Origin of the sequence: Methanocalculus sp. (assembly GCF_029762515.1) — an archaeon.
In the GTDB taxonomy this organism is placed as follows: Archaea; Halobacteriota; Methanomicrobia; order Methanomicrobiales; family Methanocorpusculaceae; genus Methanocalculus.
Genome location: NZ_JARVGN010000006.1, coordinates 1 through 14,914, shown reverse-complemented (window position 1 = coordinate 14,914; position 14,914 = coordinate 1). Strand labels below are relative to the sequence as shown.

The following is a 14,914-nucleotide window of genomic DNA, read 5'->3' as shown; positions in this document are numbered from 1 at the left end:
CTGTTGTTCTTCTTCCCATTCACCGGAAGTTCATCCGTGTGATAAATCCGGCTGTCTCTTCATTCCTTATCGCATCGCTTGTGCTTCTTGTGGTAACGTCAGCAATTGGTTTCACAATAACTATTTTTTATACTCACTCTGAATATATATCGTATATCATCAATACAATCCTTGAATGGGTCTCCTCACTTGCTTCAACAGGAACCCCCACAGTCGGGCAGAGTGAGATGAGTGAGTGGATCATGCTCCAGCTTGACACGTTCTCCGAATGGACATCAGCCCTGATCTACCAGGCACCGATGATCCTTGTCAAGTGCGTGGTCTTTTTGATGGCCCTCATGGCATTCATTTACAAAGGGGATGAGATCTACACAGAGATCGTCGAGTCACTCCCCGGCCGCCTCTCCTCGGGAGTGAAGGAGATCTCAACAACAGCAGTTGGAACCCTCTATGCGATCTATGTCGTGCACGTGATCACGGCAGTCATCACATTTCTCCTCGCCATTCCATTCTTTTATTTCCTCGGATATGATTACGTCCTCTTTTATGCGACAATTGCAGGGTTGTTCCAGCTCATTCCGATCCTGGGGCCCTCACTCCTGATGATCTTCCTTGCAATCTATGCACTATCCATCGGGGATCTGAGGGGTGCGGCTCTTATAGCGTTAATAGGCTATCCGATCGTCTGTGCGGTCCCGGATCTCGTTTTCCGCCCTCTTATCATGGGAATGCGAGCCAAGCTCAGTCCTCTCCTGATGTGGATCGGCTTCTTCGGCGGCCTTGCAGTGATGGGACTCATCGGCTTTATCCTCGGACCACTCATCATCGCACTTGTAGTATCCGGGTATGTGATCCTGATCAGGGAGCTGAAGGCTGCAAAAGCAGAGGAGAATGCAGTATCGTAGCGAATACACCCGTTATCGCGTGATGGTGTGAAGAAGGAAGAGTCATAATGAGTTTGTGGGGAGGAGTTGAAGAGGGTGATTCCTCTCCCTGCCGCCGGAGCGCCATACCATCTTTTTGCTCACCATTAAAAGAAATGCAGAATATCGAGGCTTCTATTTTTATCATTTGAAGGCAAATATGCATGGTGCAGATTCATTTGCATTATTAATTCTGAGCGAGGGTTGCCAAGCCAGGCCAAAGGCGCTGGGCTTAGGACCCAGTCCCGTAGGGGTTCGCCGGTTCGAATCCGGTCCCTCGCATTTTGCCTTTTGTGAGTGGTAATATTCCCTGAAAAACGTTTAATTGCACTCCTTATCCACTCTCACAAATACTGCTTCTGCGGCCGCTGGCTGATGAAACTCTGGAGCAAAGCCTCTTCCCTCTTCACTGCCTCTTCAAGAAGGCCAAGCCGGGACTGCTCTCTTTCCACGATCGTCCTCTGTGAGTTGACTCTTTCCTGGAGGCTCTGTGCATACTGGTATTCTGTATGGGTCAGCTGTCTGCCGACATAGGTATTCAGCTCATCCACTAGCGTATTGTAATAATCGACCTCTCGTTTCCATGTAGTGTATGCATCGAGGTAGTCTGCCTGAGTGTTCCGCAACCGTTCAACCTGGTCATTATGACGGGTCATCAGGTCAAGATAGTCCTTGAATTCACGAGGATTATCGAAGAAGAATCCCTGGTAATAATTCCGATTATTCCCGCGTGTCACGGTGAAGCCGCCTGTTGTCTCAAGGGCAAGCCAGGTGCCGGGAGCGATCTCAGCCATAACCCATGCATGATTATATTGTGTCGGAGAGGCAGCTGCATCATCAATATTTCCAACAGCAATCACTGCATTGATCCCCCGTGTCTCTATCATATTCCAGACACCAATCGACATGTCTGTACAGACAAAGAAGTCGATCTCGCTGTAGGTATGGCTTTTGTAGTATTCCTGCACAATTGCCCCTACGATCCAGGTATTCTTCTTTTCTTCCGATACGGTTGCTCCGGGATAGTCCGGGTCGATTGTGAGCACCCTGTTGTATGCCGAAATCGCATCATCGAAACGTCCGTTTTTCCGAAGAGCGCTCCCATACTGATACCATATGTCGGCATCATCTGGATTGATGGAGATTGCTGTTTCAAATGAGGAGATCGCTTCAGCTACACGTCCGGTCTCTTCATACATCACTCCCCTTTTAAACCAGATTTCAGCATCTGTCGGGTCAATTGCGAGTGCTTTTTGAAACGATTGAATCGCCTCGTCGTATCTTCCGTTATTTGCCTGGATGATACCACGTGATTTCCAGATACCCGGATTCCCCGGCTCTATTGCAAGAGCGTTATCAAAACTGGCAATTGCATCATCATACCTTTTGAGGTGTGAATAAGCAAACCCGCGGTTAACCCAGGCATCGGTGTAGGCCGGATCGATTGCAAGTGCCGCATCATATGAATCAAGCGCATCCTCGAATCTTCCAAGGGCAATGAGTGCCTGACCCCGGTTATTCCAGGCTTCAGTATGCAGAGGGTCGAGAGTGAGAGCTTCCCTGAATGAATCCAATGCATCATCTGTTCTCCCAAGGTCAAGAAGGATCACTCCACGGATAAACCAGGCATCTCCATTCTCAGGATCAATGGCAAGAGCACGATTATAGGAAACAAGTGCTTCATCAGGATCGCCGAGTTCACGATAGGCATCACCCCGGTTCATCCAGGCGGGTATGTACCCGGGATTGATCTCAAGTGCCTGATCAAATGCATCAATGGCTTCATAATAGAGCCCTGCCTCTGCAAGTGTAACACCCTGGCTGGTTAACTCCCGGGCCTGATCAACACATCCCGCTGAAAGCGAAAATGCGAGAAGGAGAATGATGACTGGAACGAGTGCAAGCCCTAATGTGTTACCCCGATCCATGACAGTCACCTGTATGTATCATTTATACTGCTATTGCAGATAATTATGGTTTTTCAGATAAAACTTTACATGACTTCCAGATAGTCAGGGGAAATATGAAGTGTACAAGAGCACATTCTTATTCATAAGAGTGCATTGAACCGGATTCAAAGAAAATCACCAGGGAGTATCTGTGACCAACTTGAGATATGAAAAGCAAAATCCGGTCTATGGGCAGTTCGCCGCTTATGCACCGTTCCAGGAAGCCCCGTCAGGCCCACAGGTCTGCCCGGCAGTTTCAATCCTGACAAAAGCAGAGTTCTGTGTCAGGACGGATACCCCGCAGACCGGGCAGGTATAATCATCAGGAAGATCTTCGAATGCGGTTAAAGGCTCAATTCCCCGTCGTGGATCGCCCCGTTTTGGATCATAAATAAACCCGCATACAAGGCATCGAAAAGAATCCATTTCTTCCATATTCTTTCAAAGACGTTGTTTATGATATAAATTCCTCTCCAAATAGATGGAAAAGGCAGTAATCAGCCCCTGTTCTGTCAGGGGTGAGGCATTCCATTGATCTCGCGCCCGGTCACCCCATCAATAAAGATCCGCCGCTCACCAGAATCTGATGCGATCATAGCTTCATAAACCGGATAAAAGATCACTTTGATCTTTGTTATTTCGGCTGTTCTTTCAAGACCCTTGATGATCTTTCTGAGTTCATCTTCAGTGAATGAAGGGCCTCTGCTCTCTCCGGAGAGGGTGGTGAGTTTCATGGTTTGTAACTGGTTCAGATTTGAGAGTTTTGGGATCGGCTTTTCGAGAAGGGGTATGTAAACAATGACTCCTTCTTCTGTCTTCTTCGTGGTGATACGTTTTTGTTTCTGGAGGCTTTTCAACGCTTTTTTTACATCTGCTGGCATAAGGCCGGCATCAGCTTCGATCTCAAGCGCTGTCAGCCCGGCAGTCGTCAGGATCTTCAGAACCGCAACTGCCGCCTCATCAAGCCCGATCAGCTCGGAGAAACCCGGCCGCACCATCAGGCCATCCGAGAGATCGGCTCTGTCTCCGTGGAATCCCTCCAGGATGAATGATGAGCGCTTCGTCGTCTTCTTCAGGATACCACCATGGTACTTCACCTCAACCGAGAGCAGTGGCCACGATACCCGATCCAGAGAGATGATCCGATCCAGATACGCTCGTCTCCAGAAACTCCTTTTGCAGAGGCTCTGTACAACCCTGAGCGCCTCATCGCGTTGAAGGAGTGTCGGGATGGCATTCTTTGTCCCATCCTCTTCATCAACAGGCCCTCCACTCAGAATAACCTGATCTGCGTCTTCTGCTTCTACCTGTACAGGTTGTGGTTCCGGAGGGCTCTCCGGCTTTGCCTCTGGAATTGGATCTGGTTCTGCCTCTTTCTTCTCATGAGGCCTGCCGGGGAGAATCTGAGGCGTAACCCCCCGATGTTGTGTCTCCCGATCTCCAAATTTCATCAGGATCTTCTCCCGGACAAGTCCTCCCATCACAAAAAACTCACCGGGATCAAGAGTTATCAGCTCCTCAACCTCTTTCCGTGCATCAAAGAAATGGGATACAGCCTTGAGATCGTTGTCAATTGTCAGTTTGCCGATAATCTGATTGTTGCACTGGCTGAGCACATTCTTCTGGACAAGAGAAGGGCGCTGGGTTGCCACCAGAAGGCCGAGTCCGCGTTTTCTTCCACGGCGGGAGATCTCCTCGATCATCTTGATGGAGTCACGGGATTGCGGGATAAATTTGTCAGCTTCTTCAACGATCAGCAGAAACGGTCTCCTCAGTTCTGATTCAAGCTCATAGAGGATGTTCACAAGGGCTGTTGCTTTTGCCCGCATATCAACTTCTGATACATCAAAGACAACAAACCGTGAGGATAGGATTGCATCCCGCAAAACCGAATGGAGATCAACTGATTCAATATCGTAATCACAGCTTTCATCAGATCCAATCCAGATGATTGGAAACCGATCCTTAAGGGAGAAATATTCGCCTTCGGTATCAATTAAGCAGAATCCAAGATATGATTTGCAGAGATGTTCACAAAGAACAGCTATTCCCCAGCTCTTCCCGGCTCCTGACTGGGCAATAACGCATGTCCTACCCGTAACCAGCTCCTGCGCACTTATGCCAAGATCCTGATCTCCTACCCGTCCAACGCCCAGATCCATACTATCTACAGAAAAATGGATGGAGAAAGAGTTAACAGTTGGGGCTGATCGATTGGGAAGATACTTAATCTTCGCTTCCCCCTATCGATCATCATGGCGATAGTGATCGGATCTGGTGCCGGTGGTGCAGCTGCTGCCAGGTATCTTGCAGAATCTGGCCATGATGTTCTTATTATTGAACGGGGTCCGGAAGTGCCGGGAAAAGATGCTGGTCACTATTATGCAAATGTCGATGCCGGTGTTCGCCTGATGCGCACCTTCTGCCTTGGCGGGACAACGATGGTCTCCGGCGGCAATGCACTCCGCTGCCTTGAAGAAGAGCTGAAGGCTCTTGGAATCGATCTCAGAGATCACTATGCAGCTGTTGAAAAAGAGCTTGATGTACAGCTGCTCCCCGATGATCTGCTTGGTGATGGTACCCGCCGACTGATGGATGCTGCTTGCAGAATCGGCCTGCCTGTACATCGGATGCCGAAGTTCATCAATCCTGATCTCTGTTGCAAGGACGGGCTCTGTGCTTTTGGGTGTCCATTTGATGCCCGGTGGTCAGCGATAAAATTTATCAGAAAAGCAGAAGAGTTTGGAGCACGGGTGATCACAGAGAGAGTTGCAGATGAGGTGATCATCCGTCATGGCGAAGCAGCCGGGGTCAGGTGCGGAAATGAGATCTTCTGGGATGATCGTGTAGTGCTGGCAGCAGGGGCGCTGGAAACACCCGGATTTCTGACTGCCCTCTCACTTCCTACAGCCCCTCTCTTTGCCGATACCTTCGTCTCAATTGGAGGTTATCTCCCAGACATCGGCATGAACCGTGATGTTCCTATGGGGGCGTATATCCCCTTTGATGGTGGAATCATCCTTCCCCATTACTCACGCCCTCTTCATGCCATCATGAATGACAAAGGGATCCCCGCTCAGCCAGAAGATATCATCGGAATGATGGTGAAGATCAGGGATGAGGATTTCGGATCTGTACATGAAACAATCCAGAAGAACGTCACGGTGCGTGATGCAGGGCGGCTTATTTGTGGCTCCACATATGCTGCATCCATACTCACAGAAGCCGGCGCCGATCCGGCGACATTTGTGACCACTCCCCTCAGGGGCTCGCATCCTTGCGGAACAGCAAGAATCGGCGTCTCGGTTGATCTGAATCTGGAGACAGCTATTCCGGGACTCTCTGTTTGCGATGCATCAGTACTTCCGTCTGCACCCGGTGCCCCGCCAATTCTGGCAATAATCGCCCTTGCCAGATATGCTGTAGAAAAAATGAATGTGAGAGATCAGAGGAATTCCTGATCGTTCATATACGGTCTGAGCACGTGTGGAATCTCAACAGAGCCGTCTTCGTACTGGTAATTCTCAAGGATGGCCCGGATTGTTCGGGAGGTGGCCACTTCAGTTGAGTTTAAGGTGTGAATATGATGTTTGGTCTCGAAATCATCGGGATCACGCATCCTCATTCCTAATCGGACAGCCTGGTATGAGGTACAGTTCGAGCAGGATACAACCTCCCGGTATGCCTCTTCCCGTGGCATCCAGACCTCGATATCATACTTCTTTGCAGCAACCGTTCCTATGTCACCGGTGCAGATAAGGACGACATGGTAGGGGAGGCCGAGATTTCTATAGAGCTCCTCGGCATTTGCAAGGAGTTCTTCATGAATAGCAGGAGAATCATCCGGCTTGCAGAAGACAAACTGTTCGACTTTATGGAACTGGTGAACGCGGAAGAGCCCTTTTGTATCGATCCCGTGAGATCCGATCTCTTTTCTGAAACAGGGGGAGAGTCCTGCTAACCTGAGTGGAAGATTCTTCTCTTCAAAGATCTCGTCCTGATACATCGCGCAGAGGGGATGCTCGCTTGTTGCGATCAGGTATGATTCCGAATCCTCGATCTTGTACATGACATCCTCGAAATCCGAGAGATCGGTCACTCCTTCATATGAGGAGCGGTTCATCATGTACGGGGGGATGATCGGGGTAAAGCCCTTCTTCACCAGGAGGTCGATTGCATATCTCTGAAGTGCCATATCAAGGAGTGCAAGGTTTCCTTTCAGGTAAGAGAATCCTGCACCTGCTGCACGTGCTGCCCGTTCAAAATCGGCCCAATCCCTCTCAACAGCAAGCTGACCGTGATTTTTTATGGGAAAGGAAAATTCACGCTTTATACCGACCTTCCGTATCTCAACATTTCCGCTCTCATCTTCACCAACAGGGACACTTTCATCGAGGATATTTGGAAGCCGCATCAGGTAGTACCTGACCTTTTCAAGAGCTGCATCTTTCACCGAATCAAGCTCTTTTATCTTCTCAGGAAGTGCTTTTGCCTCTGCCAATAGAGCTGAGGTATCACGACCCGCTTTCCGCTCGGTATTGATCTCGCGGGAGATGGTGTTTCTCCGCTGGCGAAGCTGGTCGATCTCGACTTTCAGTTCCCGCACCTTCTTATCGGTCACTAAAAGGTCATCAACCCAGGAAAGTTTCTCTGAATCATTTCTTTTGATCAGATCGTTTTTGATCGTCTGGGGATATTCACGTACAAATTTAATATCAAGCAAGTAAGCCACCCTCATCTGAAGAGAATCTATCTATGATCTCTGTATGCAAGGTGTTTATGGTTTTCACCGGAAGCTTTCAGGAGAGATGTGGATCACTAAATGATCAGAAGATACATGACTCCGCGCAGGGTAAGCGGACTATGTTTAAAAAAAGGTATTTAGAACCGGGGTTTCCGGTGCTTTGGGAGGCAGTCACGGCAATAGACGGGTCTGCCCTCTGTTGGCTTAAAGGGGACTTCACATTCACAACCGCAATCTGCGCAGATTGCCTTTGACATCTCACGTGGACCATCAAAGTTTCTTGGGCCGCCGAAATTACCCCGGCCGCCAAAATTTCTTCCTTCCATTGTATAACTCATGCAGTTTTTAAGTTCTGCACATAATATATGTTCTTTTAGTATAAAATACCCTCATAAGATACTGAGGAGAGAGCTGTTGGGATGAAGCCCGGAGATTCAGTCAAAAAACTCAATATTCCTTGTATTTTGAAGTATAGAATCCATAATGAACCTTTCTTTCAATAAAGAGAATCCTCAGGTGATACATGATAGCGGGAGTGTGGTGTGTTTCAAAATCATTGATATCTGTGAATCTGGGTATTAATCAATCACAATGAATGCCACTCTTTCAGAGATGGCGGAAAAAAAGATTAGAACCGGGGTTTCCGGTGCTTTGGGAGGCAGTCTCTGCAATAGACTGGCCTGCCCTCTGTTGGCTTAAAGGGGACTTCACATTCGCAACCGCAATCTGAACAGACTGCCTTTGACATCTCACGTGGACCATCAAATCTTCTTGGGCCGCCGAAGTTACCCCGGCCGCCAAAATTTCTTTCTTCCATTGTTTAGCTCATGCAGTTTTTAGGTTCTGCAAAAAAATATTGATCCCGAGACTATAAAAGACCATCCCAAGAAGCAACAATCCTTCCGTTCACCTATTTCTTCTCAATTGCTCTTTTTGCAGCTTCTGCAAGCTCACCAACAGTCTTCTGGAGTTCGTCACCAATCTGGCGGGTTTTATTCTCAATATGGTCACGTCCCTCCTGTGTCATGAAGAGCTTTTTACCAAGGACAATAACACTCTCAACGGTCAACTCCACATTTTTTGAGGTGAGCTGGATGAGATCTTCGATGGATGGGGTTTTTGATGTGGTGTCGTGAGAAGCTTCTTCTCCTGTAGATCCCTGTTCCTGTGCCGCCGCCACTGGCTCTTCATCAATGACATACCGGCCTTTGACAAACCGTCCCTGTCTCTCTTCTGTTGTCATGGGGAAGAATTATGATGCTGTCACTATTGAACCCTTCGACTCTGTCCAGACACGACTACACGGGAGTGTGATGAAATGCAGAATGGAGCAGTTCTCTGAGTTCATCTGGGTCCCGTACCGGTGGAAGGCAGCCTCCCTGCCTGCATGGATAGGCAACAGGTTCATCGGTATCTGTTGGGTAATCCTGAAATTTTGGCATTTTTTCATTGAATTTTTCGAGAGTATGCGAGAGGTGAAGATGGGTTGCAAGCAGGTTGCCGGATGATCTGATTGCATCATCAAATATCCCGCTTTTACCGGTAGTTACCAGATCGATTGCGGCAGGAGAGAGATGATGATATGAACTTATACTATGGATATAGGCATTTGGGTGCTGGAGGAAGGCAGGTTGCAGACTCGACATCATTGAATCAGCAATTTCCCAAAAGTCCGGATTTCCGGTAATTCTGTTGAGGAGGAGAAGGTTATGAAGCATCACTGCATTACCTGATGGCCCGGCAGAATCTTCAGTATCCCGTGTCCTGAAGAGTGTGGTATCACCTGCTTCAAACCAGAACCATCCGCTTTTGGGATTGTAAAAGTGGCGAATAGCTGCTTCTGTATATTCAACTGCGAATAGAAGATATTCAGACTTCTGCGTTCCCTGATGGAGCTCAATTGATGCTGCAATCAGATCAGCATAATCTGTGAGGTAGGCAGATGAGGTGATTGTACCATTTATCATGGAATGGAAGAGCGACCCTCCGAATTCACTGAAGACTGATTGAAGCGTTGAAAAGGCATGTTCAGCTCTCAAAATGAGCTCCGGTTCCCTGAGGAGAAAACCAGAGCGTGCCAGGGCACCAATGATCTTCCCATTCACATCGAGGAGAATCTTCTCATCACGGAAAGGGCGGGGACGGGTTCTGCGAGCCTCAGCAAGTCTTTCTCTCACTCCGGGCAGCCATGAAGAATCATCATTTTCAGAGGTGAGGGATAGGGGAAGCTTCTCTTTATCGGCTGCATTTCCAAGCAGGAAATTGGCAGCTTTTTCTCCCTCTTCCTCATCAAAAAGTGATCGGATCTCCTCTTTTGACCAGAGATAGAAGCCACCCTCTTCTCCTCCGCTCTCAGCATCCTCCGCTGTATAAAAAAGCCCTTCTGGTGATGTGAGATCGGTTTTTATATAAGCTGCAATTCGGAGTGCTTCTTCTTTCAGGAGAATATCGCCGCATACCGAGTATCCTTCGGAAAAAGCATGCAGAAGGAGAGCCTGATCGCAAGCCATCTTTTCATAATGAGGGATCTTCCATTGCCTGTCGGTGGTATACCGGTGAAAGCCGCCACCAACCTGATCGTTTATCCCGCCTCTTCTCATTGCATGAAGAGTTGCAAGTGCCATCTCTGTGGCTTGTGGAATGCCTGCCATACTCCCGTGACGCAGAAGGAAGCTGATACAGTGGGGTGAGGGAAATTTCATACGATCTCCAAATCCGGCATACTCCCGATCAAATGTTCTCAGGAGGGAATCATATGCAGCATCTGAGGGATTCTCTTCCTGTTGAAACCTCTCTGCCACCAGTATATCTCCGGCAAGGTATGATTGAACATTTCCTTCGACACGCCTCCCAAGTCTCTCAGCATCTTTGCGCCTCTCCTGCCATAACTCCCAGATCCGATCAAGGATTACGAGAAGTCCTGCACTTCCATACCGGGGGTCTTTTGGGATATAGGTCCCGGCAAAAAAGGGCCGCTTATCCGGCGTCAGAACCAGTGTGAGTGGCCACCCCCCGCTTCCTGTCATCAGCTGGCAGGCGATCATTGCAATCCGATCGACTTCCGGGCGTTCCTCGCGATCCACTTTTACCGCAATAAACCTCCCTGAAAGTGCCTCTGCCACCTCCTGACTGGAGAATGACTCCCTGTTCATAACATGACACCAGTGGCAGGTTGAATATCCGACTGAAAGAAAGACCGGAATATCCGCTTCCCGTGCCTTCTCAAATGCCTCATCAGAGAACGGGTACCAATCAACTGGATTTTCTGCATGCTGACGGAGATAGGGGCTCTTCTCATCCAGAAGCCGGTTTGCCATACCGGATAATCGCAACTGATATGCTATTAATCCTCTCCTGCGGGCAGAGAGAAATCGGTATATACCTTAATTGAGTATTGTATTGATATGGAAAGACGTGGATTAACGCTTCATATCGCTTTATTTCTCTTTTTGGCAGGATGTATACTTTTTGCAGGGTGTGTTGGCGAGGAGACCGGACCACAGGCTCCGCTTCCAACAGCCACTCTAACGCCCACTACAACACCGACAGCTGCACTCACAAACGATGGTGCTGTTTCTTTCTCAGGAGCCGGGGATCAGAAGACCGTAATGCCCCTTTTGGCTGGTGTTCACCTGATTACACTCGAAATCGAGAAGTCAGATGGATCAGAACCCGGTGTATCAAGAGTCTCTATCTCAGGCGAGAAAGATGCCATTATGGTTGAAGGTAATTATACTCCTGAAGTCCGGTCTGATGCAATTATTGACGGGCATTACCGCTGGACATATGCATTCATGCTTTCTGAGAAAGCCGATGCAACAGTTGAAGTCAGCCAGACGGCACCCTGGAAACTTACCTTCGGCTTCCCTGAGATGATCAATGGGATCCCACCACAGACATTTACTGGTGTCGGCAACAAAGCCACTCCGTTTTTCATGATCCCGGCTGGAAATTATAGCTCTCAGATTACAGGTGAGAATCTGACTGTCATCAGTGTATGGCTTATGGATTACAATGGAAAATTCCTGATGGATGGTGACAGTGTTGCACCCCTTCCCTTCCACGAGCTACGGAATGACGACTTTGAACTCTATGTCGGGGATTATGCAACAACGGTTCCTGTTACAATCAAAGAAGGCGGCAATTATCTCTTTAACGTCGTCTGTGATGGCAGCTGGTCTGTTATATTCTCACCCGTAGAATAAAAGAGTCGGCAGGAGAATGGGAGAGATCTCTTTGATCTCCCCGGAGAATCGTTTTTTAATTGAAGCTATACACCTCTTTTGGAATAATTATCTCAAACTGTGCCCCATCACCGGGGGTGCCTGTCTCCCTCATGAGCATGCCGGTAATCGCGAGGATCTCCCGAGAGAGGAAGAGTCCAAAACCGGTATTTTTACCAACTCCGCGTTTAAATATGGCGTCTTTCTGATCGTTGGCAACACCGACTCCGTTATCTTTCCAAATGATATGAAGATCCTCATCACTCCGGCGGCAGTCAATGGTCACGGTGGTGGCATGCTCACCGTGACGAATGGTATTATCAAGAAGGTTTGAAAAGACCCTCTCAAGCATCGGATCTCCAAAGATTGAGATGCTTGTGCAATTATTTGTGATTATTACCGGATCTTTTGATTTCGGAATAAGCGCAGCAAGCTTCTGCCATTCCGGCTCGCTGATACCAAGGTTCTCATAGAGGCGGGTGAACTCGATATGGCGCTGGATTGTTCTCCCCGCCTCCCTCACCTTCTCCAGATATTTCCCTACCTCCGGATCATCACTCTTCTCTTCGGCAAACTCCAGATTACCGAGCAACACCATCACCTCATTGAGGATATCATGTCTCGTGATGCTGGAAAGAAGCTGGAGCTTTGTATTTGCAATTCGAACTGCCTCCTCTGCAATTCTCCTCCCGGTAATATCCTGAAATATCCCTCTTGTCTTCAGCTTTCCGTCCTCGACGAATGAATTGACATTCCCTTCGATATGGATCCGACGCCTGTCTTTTGTAAGAAAGACCGCCTGAACCCCACTCACCGCTTTTCCCAAGAGAACATCCTGAAATATGCTCTGGCAGTGAGCAAGGGAATCCGGATGAATTATCTCAAAGAGAGAAAGGTTCTCTATCTCCTCATCTGAAAAACCCATCTTCTCTTTCCATGTCCTGTTAACAAAGATGAAACGCCCCTCTTCATCAACACTCTGGATCATCACATTGGCATTATCAAAGAAGTCGCGGTACCTCTCTTCACTCAACCGGAGCTCCATCTCAATCCGCTTCTGGTTTGTAATATCCCTGCTCGATCCGACGATATGCGTTATTCTTTCATCACGAATAACTGGTGTAAGGAGTGTCTCCCATGTTCTTTCACCAGCGGGAAGGATTAGTGTCTCTTCATAGATGATCGGCCCTTTGGTATCGAGACACCGCTGATAGTTCTCTGATACAACTGATCCAGCCTCTTCACCCAGGAGCTCTTCCGGTGTCTTCTCATGTAACATCTCTGTTGTCAGTCCCGTTGCACTCTCATGTGCGAGATTATTACGGATGAATCGGAACTTCCCATCATCTGTCACCCTGAGGAGGAATATGCAATCCTGTGTTCCATTAAAGACTGTTTCATACTCGGTTGCGATGCTCCGGATCTCCTCCTCAACGCGCTTCCTCTCGGTGATATCAGAGATCTGCTCAACGATGAAGATTACTTCTCCATTATCATCCAGAACCGGGTAGGATCGGCAATCCAGATAGCGATCCTGCTCAGGAAGGTACTTCTCTACCCTTTCCAGCTTTTTTGAACGAAGGGCCTTTTCTGTTGCACAGATGTCACACTGTCGACTTTGCCCGATCAACACAAAGCAGCGTCTCCCTCTCACCTCATCCGGCCGCTTATTCAGAAATGCGTACCCCGCCTGATTGTAATAGACAATCTTATGATCCGGCGTCTGGATGCCGATAATATCAGGTATGGCATCAAGTGTTGCCTGAAGGAGAAGTCTGTATCTCTCAAGATCTCTCTCCCTCCTTCTCTTCAATGCAGCATCTCTGATCCTGTTTTTTATAATGACTGCTATACTCGCAGGATCTTCTGATTTCCTGATATAATCAACTGCCCCCTGTTTATATGCCCGGAGAATGGTATCTGCATCATTCTGGCTGGAGAGAATGATGCAGGGGGTCTTGTCATTTTTCTTTTTTTGGTGAAGGAGTATGTCTGTTCCTTCTCTCTCAGAAAGGTGATATTCAGAGAGGATAACATCAAATTGGAATGTATCAAGGATCTCAGCTGCCTCTTCTTTCCGTGCAGTTGCAACGATGATATCCCCATCATCTTCGATAAATCCCCTGTATATTTCTCGCAAGGCACCATCGTCTTCGATATAGAGAGCTGAAATGAGATCAGGATTATCGGGCATATTCAGCATGAGGAGCTAGTCTGTAATAATTCTTCGTCTATTGTTCTATTGTTGATAGGATAATTCATAATCTCCGCTGATCATAGAGACGGTATGCAGAACGCTGGCAGATTTTTTATGGAGATGACCCGGTATATGCATCTGACAGCATCAGATCAGCAGATGGGTACAGCTCCGCCCCCACTTGAAAAGCCTTATCCTGAAGATGGAACATTCATTCAGTTGCCGCCGATTGATCGTGTTCATGATTCAACAACCTCTCTTCTGGAGGTTATCGAAGCCCGCCGTTCCATACGCACTTATTCACAGGAATCATTGGCTCTTGAGGAGCTTGCGTACCTCCTCTGGTCAACCCAGGGGATAATGGATAGCAGGGCACCCCACTTCACTCTCAGAACCGTGCCCTCTGCCGGAGGCCGCCATGCATGTGAGACGTACCTCCTGATCAACCGTGTAGAGGGAATCCCACCGGGACTGTACCGGTATCTCGCCTTCTCGCACCGCCTGATTGAGATCGATACATCATCAGGGATTGTTGATAAAGTGATGTCCGCCTGCCTCGGCCAGCCGTTTGTAAGATCATCTGCTGTCACATTCATCTGGTCATGTGTTATTTACCGGATGAGCTGGCGATACAGTGAGCGGGCATACCGGCTCGTCCATCTCGATGCCGGACATATCTGCCAGAACCTCTACCTTGCGGGTGAGCAGATTGGCTGCGGCACCTGTGCCATAGGAGCGTTCGATGACGAAGAGATGGCACGGATTATCGGGGCAGACGGGATAGAGGAGTTTGTCATCTACCTCGCAACAGTCGGCAAGAAGAAAATGTGAGGAGAATGTGATATCCCAAAAGATCAGTTCTCTGCCGGATCTCCATC

General features: G+C 48.4%; 13 protein-coding genes and 1 tRNA gene. 5 read left to right on the top strand and 9 right to left on the bottom strand.

Annotated elements, in window-relative coordinates; all coding sequences use genetic code 11:
* Positions 1-905 (top strand): AI-2E family transporter (locus QCH34_RS00520; protein WP_300328288.1); only part of this gene is annotated, 905 nt, incomplete at its 5' end.
* A gap of 215 nt (positions 906-1,120) precedes the next feature.
* Positions 1,121-1,205, top strand: a tRNA-Leu gene (locus QCH34_RS00515).
* A 62-nt stretch (positions 1,206-1,267) separates the two neighbouring features.
* On the opposite strand, the gene QCH34_RS00510 is transcribed toward QCH34_RS00515, so the two are convergent.
* The 3 genes from QCH34_RS00510 to QCH34_RS00500 form a co-directional block, all read right to left on the bottom strand.
* Positions 1,268-2,851, bottom strand: a complete 1,584-nt coding sequence (locus QCH34_RS00510; protein WP_300328285.1) for a tetratricopeptide repeat protein — start codon at positions 2,849-2,851, stop codon at positions 1,268-1,270.
* Positions 2,852-3,076: 225 nt separating this feature from the next.
* A complete protein-coding gene (locus QCH34_RS00505; protein ID WP_300328282.1) occupies positions 3,077-3,307 on the bottom strand; it encodes a rubredoxin in 231 nt (76 codons plus the stop codon).
* Between the two features lie 77 nt (positions 3,308-3,384).
* Positions 3,385-5,034: a DUF87 domain-containing protein gene (locus QCH34_RS00500; RefSeq protein WP_300328279.1), complete on the bottom strand. Its 1,650-nt coding sequence runs from the start codon at positions 5,032-5,034 to the stop codon at positions 3,385-3,387.
* Between the two features lie 93 nt (positions 5,035-5,127).
* Here QCH34_RS00500 and QCH34_RS00495 point away from each other — a divergent pair, with 93 nt between their 5' ends.
* On the top strand, positions 5,128-6,333 hold the full coding sequence (locus tag QCH34_RS00495; protein WP_300328276.1) for an FAD-dependent oxidoreductase: 1,206 nt from the start codon (positions 5,128-5,130) through the stop codon (positions 6,331-6,333).
* Here QCH34_RS00495 and serS read toward each other — a convergent pair.
* The 5 genes from serS to QCH34_RS00470 form a co-directional block, all read right to left on the bottom strand.
* Positions 6,318-7,595: a serine--tRNA ligase gene (gene serS / locus QCH34_RS00490; RefSeq protein WP_300328273.1), complete on the bottom strand. Its 1,278-nt coding sequence runs from the start codon at positions 7,593-7,595 to the stop codon at positions 6,318-6,320. The two genes, QCH34_RS00495 and serS, sit on opposite strands and share 16 nt — an antisense overlap.
* 158 nt (positions 7,596-7,753) lie before the next feature.
* A complete protein-coding gene (locus tag QCH34_RS00485; RefSeq protein WP_292735060.1) occupies positions 7,754-7,954 on the bottom strand; it encodes a CxxC-x17-CxxC domain-containing protein in 201 nt (66 codons plus the stop codon).
* A gap of 290 nt (positions 7,955-8,244) precedes the next feature.
* On the bottom strand, positions 8,245-8,433 hold the full coding sequence (locus QCH34_RS00480; protein ID WP_300328267.1) for a CxxC-x17-CxxC domain-containing protein: 189 nt from the start codon (positions 8,431-8,433) through the stop codon (positions 8,245-8,247).
* A 93-nt stretch (positions 8,434-8,526) separates the two neighbouring features.
* Positions 8,527-8,859 (bottom strand): hypothetical protein, encoded by a 333-nt coding sequence (locus tag QCH34_RS00475; protein WP_300328262.1) that lies wholly within the window; start codon positions 8,857-8,859, stop codon positions 8,527-8,529.
* Between the two features lie 55 nt (positions 8,860-8,914).
* Complete coding sequence (locus QCH34_RS00470) at positions 8,915-10,933, bottom strand: thioredoxin domain-containing protein (RefSeq protein ID WP_300328259.1); 2,019 nt, start codon at positions 10,931-10,933, stop codon at positions 8,915-8,917.
* Positions 10,934-11,065: 132 nt separating this feature from the next.
* On the opposite strand from QCH34_RS00470, the gene QCH34_RS00465 reads away from it, so the two are divergent.
* On the top strand, positions 11,066-11,821 hold the full coding sequence (locus tag QCH34_RS00465; protein WP_300328254.1) for a hypothetical protein: 756 nt from the start codon (positions 11,066-11,068) through the stop codon (positions 11,819-11,821).
* Positions 11,822-11,876: 55 nt separating this feature from the next.
* Here QCH34_RS00465 and QCH34_RS00460 read toward each other — a convergent pair whose 3' ends face one another.
* Positions 11,877-14,033: a PAS domain S-box protein gene (locus QCH34_RS00460; protein ID WP_300328251.1), complete on the bottom strand. Its 2,157-nt coding sequence runs from the start codon at positions 14,031-14,033 to the stop codon at positions 11,877-11,879.
* A 93-nt stretch (positions 14,034-14,126) separates the two neighbouring features.
* Between QCH34_RS00460 and QCH34_RS00455 the strand changes: the two genes are divergently transcribed.
* Complete coding sequence (locus tag QCH34_RS00455; protein WP_300328248.1) at positions 14,127-14,867, top strand: SagB/ThcOx family dehydrogenase; 741 nt, start codon at positions 14,127-14,129, stop codon at positions 14,865-14,867.
* Positions 14,868-14,914: the final 47 nt, after the last annotated feature.

What these genes read in the sequence shown, in the direction of transcription:
- QCH34_RS00480 (WP_300328267.1), bottom strand. Translation starts at nt 8,433, where the DNA reads ATGGAAGAAAGAAATTTTGGCGGCCGGGGTAACTTCGGCGGCCCAAGA.
- QCH34_RS00505 (WP_300328282.1), bottom strand. Translation starts at nt 3,307, where the DNA reads ATGGAAGAAATGGATTCTTTTCGATGCCTTGTATGCGGGTTTATTTAT.
- QCH34_RS00460 (WP_300328251.1), bottom strand. Translation starts at nt 14,033, where the DNA reads ATGCCCGATAATCCTGATCTCATTTCAGCTCTCTATATCGAAGACGAT.
- QCH34_RS00510 (WP_300328285.1), bottom strand. Translation starts at nt 2,851, where the DNA reads ATGGATCGGGGTAACACATTAGGGCTTGCACTCGTTCCAGTCATCATT.
- QCH34_RS00470 (WP_300328259.1), bottom strand. Translation starts at nt 10,933, where the DNA reads ATGGCAAACCGGCTTCTGGATGAGAAGAGCCCCTATCTCCGTCAGCAT.
- QCH34_RS00500 (WP_300328279.1), bottom strand. Translation starts at nt 5,034, where the DNA reads ATGGATCTGGGCGTTGGACGGGTAGGAGATCAGGATCTTGGCATAAGT.
- QCH34_RS00485 (WP_292735060.1), bottom strand. Translation starts at nt 7,954, where the DNA reads ATGAGTTATACAATGGAAGGAAGAAATTTTGGCGGCCGGGGTAATTTC.
- QCH34_RS00495 (WP_300328276.1), top strand. Translation starts at nt 5,128, where the DNA reads ATGGCGATAGTGATCGGATCTGGTGCCGGTGGTGCAGCTGCTGCCAGG.
- QCH34_RS00455 (WP_300328248.1), top strand. Translation starts at nt 14,127, where the DNA reads ATGCAGAACGCTGGCAGATTTTTTATGGAGATGACCCGGTATATGCAT.
- QCH34_RS00475 (WP_300328262.1), bottom strand. Translation starts at nt 8,859, where the DNA reads ATGACAACAGAAGAGAGACAGGGACGGTTTGTCAAAGGCCGGTATGTC.